The organism is Mesorhizobium sp. WSM4807 (assembly GCF_055811615.1).
Genome location: NZ_JBVVQY010000044.1, coordinates 28759 through 35222, shown reverse-complemented (window position 1 = coordinate 35222; position 6464 = coordinate 28759). Strand labels below are relative to the sequence as shown.

At 64.2% G+C, this 6464-nt stretch carries 7 protein-coding genes; 2 read left to right on the top strand and 5 right to left on the bottom strand.

Features of this window, described 5'->3' with window-relative positions; all coding sequences use genetic code 11:
* The 4 genes from AC0L3N_RS31340 to AC0L3N_RS31325 form a co-directional block, all read right to left on the bottom strand.
* A partial coding sequence (locus AC0L3N_RS31340; protein ID WP_473551446.1) for an FAD-dependent oxidoreductase occupies positions 1-158 on the bottom strand: 158 nt, incomplete at its 3' end.
* 68 nt (positions 159-226) lie between these two features.
* Positions 227-1723: an ATP-binding protein gene (locus AC0L3N_RS31335; RefSeq protein ID WP_473551444.1), complete on the bottom strand. Its 1497-nt coding sequence runs from the start codon at positions 1721-1723 to the stop codon at positions 227-229.
* A 59-nt stretch (positions 1724-1782) separates the two neighbouring features.
* Positions 1783-2478, bottom strand: coding sequence for a response regulator (locus tag AC0L3N_RS31330; protein WP_473551443.1), 696 nt, complete (start codon positions 2476-2478; stop codon positions 1783-1785).
* 3 nt (positions 2479-2481) lie between these two features.
* Entirely contained in the window at positions 2482-4014 is a 1533-nt protein-coding gene (locus AC0L3N_RS31325; RefSeq protein WP_473551442.1) for a DUF4153 domain-containing protein, read from the bottom strand.
* 577 nt (positions 4015-4591) lie between these two features.
* Between AC0L3N_RS31325 and AC0L3N_RS31320 the strand changes: the two genes are divergently transcribed.
* Positions 4592-5470 (top strand): HpcH/HpaI aldolase/citrate lyase family protein, encoded by an 879-nt coding sequence (locus tag AC0L3N_RS31320; RefSeq protein WP_473551440.1) that lies wholly within the window; start codon positions 4592-4594, stop codon positions 5468-5470.
* Between the two features lie 26 nt (positions 5471-5496).
* On the top strand, positions 5497-5703 hold the full coding sequence (locus AC0L3N_RS31315) for a DUF1737 domain-containing protein (RefSeq protein ID WP_473551439.1): 207 nt from the start codon (positions 5497-5499) through the stop codon (positions 5701-5703).
* A 191-nt stretch (positions 5704-5894) separates the two neighbouring features.
* Here the strand turns inward: AC0L3N_RS31315 and AC0L3N_RS31310 are convergent, their stop codons facing one another.
* On the bottom strand, positions 5895-6317 hold the full coding sequence (locus AC0L3N_RS31310) for a metallopeptidase family protein (RefSeq protein WP_095495668.1): 423 nt from the start codon (positions 6315-6317) through the stop codon (positions 5895-5897).
* Positions 6318-6464 lie beyond the last annotated feature (147 nt).

The following is a 6464-nucleotide window of genomic DNA, read 5'->3' as shown; positions in this document are numbered from 1 at the left end:
TGGCGGATCGAAGCGCAGGACAGCGTCGTTGCCGCATGGGCGAATTGCGGGTCGCGCTCGACCAGCGCGATCGAGCCCGAAAAGCCTTCCTCGCGCAGATAATAGGCGATCGAGGAGCCGACGATGGCTCCACCGATGATGACGACGTCGTAGCGCACTTTTTCGATTCTCCAGTTCCAGAGCATGATCCCGAAAGCCGGCTTTCGGAAAGGATAAATGCTCCAATTCATGCAGCCGGCAGGATAATCTCGAAGCGCGTGCCGCGCTCGGAGTCAACCAGCCGGATCGTGCCATCATGCGCTTTCAGGAGGGCCAGCACGATGCCGAGGCCCATGCCGGTGCCGCCTGAATCGCGGCGCGTGGTGAAGAACGGCTCGAAGATCCGCCCCCAGTTGCTGGCCGAAATGCCGGCGCCGTCGTCGCTCACCAGGATCGTCGCCTTGCCGTCCGCGCTCGCCGCCGTGATCGAAACGAGCGTCGCGCCATGCCGCTCCGAATTGTCGATGAGATTGGCGAGCACGATCGCCGCGTTCTCGGCCGAGATGCGCAGGCCGATATCGCCGCCCGCCTCGACGCGCACCGCCAGCCTGTCCTCGGCCGGCAGCAGTGCTAGCGCGGCGCCAACCGACGTGCTTTCGCCGCTGGGCGCAAGATTTTCGGCGCGCGCCAGGTCGAGCAGACGGCGCACCAGCAAATTGAGCCGCCCCGCATCGGTGACGATGTTGTTGGAAAAGCGCCGCCGCTCGGCCTCGTCCATTGCGCTACCCGAATCGCGCAGCAATTCGGCCGCACCCTGGATCGCCGTCAGCGGCGATTTGAGCTCGTGCGAGACATGGGTGGCGAAGGTCTGGATGCTGTCCGACCGCGCATGCAGCTTTTCGGCCATGTCGAGGAAGGCGTCGGAAAGCGCTGCCATCTCGCGCGTGCCGTGATGATCGAGCGGCCTGATGGCTTCGCGGTCGCCAGCAGCGATGCGCTTTGTCCGTTCCATCAGCGCGTAGATCGGCCGGCTGACGGTGCGCAGGAAGATCAGGCCGATGAGCAGCGTACCGCCGAGGACGGCGATCGCCGCCAGCACCACCTTGCCGCGCTCGCCATAGAGATGCTTGACGATGTTGTTCGGTGTTCGCGACAGATAGGCCACGCCGGCGACCTTGCCGTCAACCGCGACCGGCATGGCGACGAAGACGCGGACTCTCGTGCCGCGGCTGACCGAATAGAGCGATGGTGACGGCTGGTTCGGAACCCTCTGCCGGAGCGCGCTGGCATAGCGGCCGGCAAGTGCTGCGCGAACCTCGCCGACGGCGCCGAGCGACAGGCCGACCTCTTCGCGTCCGGCGATGACGACGCCTTTTGGGTCGAGCAGCCGGAAGCCGGCAAGCGTGGTTTTCTGCGTCTCGGCAAGAATGCCCGACAGGCGAGCGCCGAGCGCCGTGAAGGCGGGATCGACGGTGGCGGCCGTCGCCGCAGGCCGTGTCGCCAGAACCCTGTCGGAGGCGAGATCGAGGCTTGGCTCGATCGGCCGGTAGGGAGAGTCCGGATTGTCTCTGTCGGCAGGCACGGCCGCGCCGAGCCTCTCGGCCGGGATGCCCGCGGCGCGGACGTCTTGCGCATAGATGGAGGCGAGGACGGCGCCCTGCGCGATCAGCTCGGCCTCGGTCTGGCGGATCAGCTGGTTCTCGTAGAGCCGGAAGAAGAACAGGCCGACCAGCGGCAGCGCCATCACCATGATCAAGATGGCAACAACGACCGTGGCGAGGCGCGGCCGCCATTTCTGCGCCGTCACGCGCCGCACCGGCCCAGCCGGAAGCCGACGCCATGTACGGTCTCGATCGCATCCGTGCAGCCGGCCGCCGCCAGCTTGGCGCGGATGTTGCGGATATGGCTGTCGACGGTGCGGTCGGCGACATGGATGTTGGCGGCATAGGCATGGGCCATCACCATGTCGCGGCCAAGCACATGCGCCGGGCGTGCCAGAAACCCTTTCAGGATGGCGAATTCGATCGAGGTCAGCACCAGCGGCCTGCCGTCGAAACTGGCGGCGTGGCTGGCCGGCAGCAAAGCCAGTCTGCCGTGCGAGAATTGCCTGTCGTCGTCCTGTTCGGCCTTTGTCGGGCGAGCGCGCCGCAAGATGACGTTGACGCGTGCGACCAGTTCGCGCGGGCTGAACGGCTTGGTGACATAGTCGTCGCCACCCATTTCGAGCCCGAGGATGCGGTCGATTTCTTCATCACGCGCGGACAGGAACAGCACCGGCACATCGGATGTGTGCCGCAGCCGCCGGCAGACCTCCAGCCCGTCCATCTCCGGGATGCCGATGTCGAGCACGACAAGATCGGGCGCGCGGCGTTCGATCGCCTGCAATGCGGCGGCGCCGTCGGCTACGGCAACCGTTTTCATGCCGGCCTTTTCGAGCGCGAAGCAGATGATTTCACGGATGTGCGGATCGTCGTCGGCGACTAGGATGTTATGCGGCATCAATCAGGGACCCGGCGCGTGAGATTCGTATCCGTCAGGAACCACGAGCGACCCTCTCCTGTCGAGGTAGCGCAGAAGCCGCCAATCGCGAAAGCTCCACGCGCGCCAGTTTCTTTGCTCGGCGCGGTAGTGGGCTTCGGTCACGGCGTCGGCTGGGTCTCGGAGATCGGTGAGGAATGTCTTCTTTTGTTGGTCGAAGAAGCGGTCGAGGGCGGGCAGCGCGTCGGGGCCGAGCGAGCGGGCATAACGTATATCGAGGCGGGTGCCGGGACCTCTCATCTCGTACGAACGGTCGACATTGTAGTTGGCGATCAGTGCGGCAAAGTTGATGAACGAGCAGGCATAAAGCGTCGCCGATAGCGTCAGAAGATTGGCGGAAAGCAGCCATTCATTGGATTTTCCGAGCGCGATGCGGGCAATGATCAGGGCGAGGCCCGCCGCCACCAGCCCCATCCAGACAAAGGCGGCGACGCGCCAGTAGGTCAGCGCATAGATGCCGATATAGAGTTCGAGCCGCAGGATCGACGAGATGACCAGAACGATGTTCTGCGCCACCCAGACATAGACCAGCCGGCGGATGAACGGATCGCCGGAGGTCGTGCTGCCCGGCCGCAACGCCGCCAGCACGAAACCCGCGGCCAGCAGCGCGGTGACGATCAAGGGATAGGCGCCGCGATGCGCATAGGCGGCATAGGTCAGCCCGTCGGGAAGGGCGATGCCGCCCCACAGATAGGTGGCGTCGAGTGCGGTCTGCACCGCGAACAGGATGTTGAAGACGACCAGCGCACGAAGAATGGCGGCCTTGCCGAAGACGATGTCCTCGACCGGCTTGGCGGCGGCTCTTGTGGTCGTCACCCCGAGGGGGATAGGCAACGCAAGATGCGCAATGCGGCGCAAAAAGCGCGGCAGCCGCGGGCGCAGAAAGACCCAGACGCCGGCAAGCGCGAACAGCCAGAAGGCCAGCCGCGGCAGCTCGATGAAGTCGAGCAGTACGAGGAGATCGATCAGCGACAACCAGTATTCGATGACCGGATTGGCGGCGCCGAACAGCGCGAGAAACACTGCGCCCAGGGTCAGCGGCATGATCCAGACGGCGATCGGCGCGAGACGGATGCGCCGCCGACCGAACCGCCGTGCCGCCTTGCGCCAGCGGAAGAAATCGTGGACGAACCGGAAGGGTGCTGCGAGCAGGAAGAGCGCGACCTGGCCGGCAATGCGGGCAGCGCCGCGCCACAGCCGCCCGACCAGCGAAAGCGCAAAGACGGCCATCGCCACCAGCCCGATCGCGACCGACAGCGCACTGACATTTTCGATAAGCGGCAGCAGCCCGACAAGCAAGGCAGCGGACCACAGGCCGCGGGCGCTGAGCGCCGACGGCTGGATGGCCGCTGCTGCGGCGGCAAGCGTGATGCCGAACAGGAAAAACGTGATGCCGACGGGCTGCCCATAGAAGAAGAAATCCGCCAGCGCGGCAAGCAGAACGGCAACGCCGAATCGCGCGCAATAGCTCGGCGCGGCCGTAAGCAACGATGTCATGATCGGATTTTCTCAGTGGCTTTGATCCGGCCGGGGGGGAGATTTGCGGATGAAGGGGAAGAGGGTCGCCGAACCGTGCGGCCGGGGTGGATCGACGAGCCACCAACCGTCATAGCGGAGGCGGTACGGCAGGGACCAACGGGGCTTTTCTCGCTCTTGCATGCGGCGTATGTCGCCGATCGAAATGCAGGCGGCGGGGCGGATCTGAGGAGAATTTCCGCAATCTCGTGCAGTTTTTGTGCAGGGTCAGGCAATCACTTCAGGTTTGAATCCGCCCCGTCACCCTTTCCGGGCGCTTGCGCTGCCCCTCACCTGCCTGCCGGCATCCTCTCCCCGTGTAGTGACGGGGAGAGGGGTGCTCTCATCGCCGGTTTCGCCAATCACCAGCGTTGCAAGAATGGCGCCGAGGCTGCGCCAGCCCCTTCTCCCCGTCACTATACGGGGAGAAGTGCCCGGCAGGGCGATGAGGGGCGGCGCCAACTTCGACGATTGGCTCATATCCATTACAAGCTATGACTGTCCGAAGCGATTGCCCTGCGTGCTTGCCTCGACCGGCCGCAGGCGGCATAGATCTGAGATGACTGAAACCTATCGCCCGCGCCGCTCGGTGCTTTACGTCCCGGCCTCGAATGACAAGGCTCTGGCCAAGATCTCGTCGCTGGCCTGCGATGCCGTCATCATCGATCTCGAAGATGCCGTCGCCCCGGCCGACAAGGTCTCCGCGCGGGAAAAACTGGCCGGCATCTTCGCGAATCGCCCCGGCCGGCGCTGCGAGATGGTCGTGCGCATCAACCCGCTCTCCAGCGAATGGGGCGCCAAGGACTTGCTGGCGGCGGCACTCTGCGAGCCCGACGCCATCCTGCTGCCCAAGGTCGACACACCGCGCGACGTTCTGGAAGCCGGCGACGTCCTCGACGACAATTTCGGACCCGACGAGGTGAAACTATGGGCGATGATCGAAACGCCCAAGGCTCTGCTCAACATCGGACCGATCGCCGAGCTTGGCCGCGATCCGGGCTCGCGGCTGGTTTGTTTCGTTGCCGGAACGAACGATCTGGTCAAGGAGACCGGCACTCTCGCCACGCCCGAACGGCGCTACCTCACACCGTGGCTGATGCAGATGGTGCTCGCCGCGCGCGCCGGCGGCCTCGACCTGCTCGATGGTGTCTTCAATGATTTTCGCGATCTGGACGCTTTTGCGCGCGAATGCGGGGAAGCGGCCGCCATGGGGTTCGACGGCAAGTCGCTGATCCACCCGGCTCAAATCGATGCCGCGAACCGGGCCTTCGCGCCATCTGCCGAAGCGGTGGCCGAGGCACGCTCGGTGAAAGATGCCTTCGCGCTTGCCGAAAATGCCGGCAAGGGTGTCATTGCGCTGAATGGAAAAATGGTCGAACGGCTGCATCTGGCGCAGGCCAAAAAACTGCTGGCGAAGGCGGCCGCCATCGGGGCATGATTGGCAACTCACGACAGGAATGAAAAATGAAACTCTACCGCTTTCTGTCCAGTCCCGACGATTCCAGCTTCTGCCACAAGGTGACGGCAGCGCTGAACAAGGGCTGGCACCTGTTCGGCTCGCCGACCTATTCCTACGACATGGAGGCCAAGGCCATGCGCTGCGGCCAGGCCGTGGTAAAGGATATCGAGGGTCAGGAATACGGGCCCAACACCAAGCTCAGCGACTGGTAGATTTTGCAAAGCTCCGACGCAGGGTGTGTTGAGATTCAGGTCAGGCCGCGCCGGAGTCGAAGACGGGCGCGAAGCGACCAGACTGGGTGGTTTCCCGAGAACCGGAGCGGAGCGTACTTTTGGGTACGTGAGCACCGGAAGCGCAGGGAACTGCCGTTCGCAGGCCGGCATCACCTGAATATCAACACGGCCTACTCCGCCGCCTCTTCGATCCGCTCCATATCATCGTCCGACAGGCCGAAATGGTGGCCGATCTCGTGGATCAGCACATGGGTGACGATGTCGCCCAGCGTCTCTTCGTTCTCGGCCCAGTAGTCGAGGATGGCGCGGCGGTAGAGCGTGACGCGGTTCGGCCCCTCGCCGGTCTGCGGATTCCAGCGTTCGGCAATGCCGCGCCCCTCGAACAGGCCGAGCAGGTCGAAAGGCGTTTCCAGCGACAGATCGTCCATGATCTCGTCGGTCGGAAATTCGGCGATCTGGATGACGATCTCGCCGGTCAGCTTGCGAAACTCCTCCGGCAGATGGGCGTAAGCCTCCAGCGCCAGGAACTCCATTTCCTCCATCGACGGCGAAAGCTGGTCGTGCCAGGTGCGGGTCTTGTAGATGCGGGCCATGCTTTGTCCTTCTGATCCCGGCATATAGGCTTTCGAGCCGGGCTCGGCAAATGGGCGGGTTGCCGCCTACGCGAGGACAGGAATAAATTCCCCATGACTCCGCTTGACTCTTCGGTCGCCCTCTGGAATGCTAGAGAACATAACAGG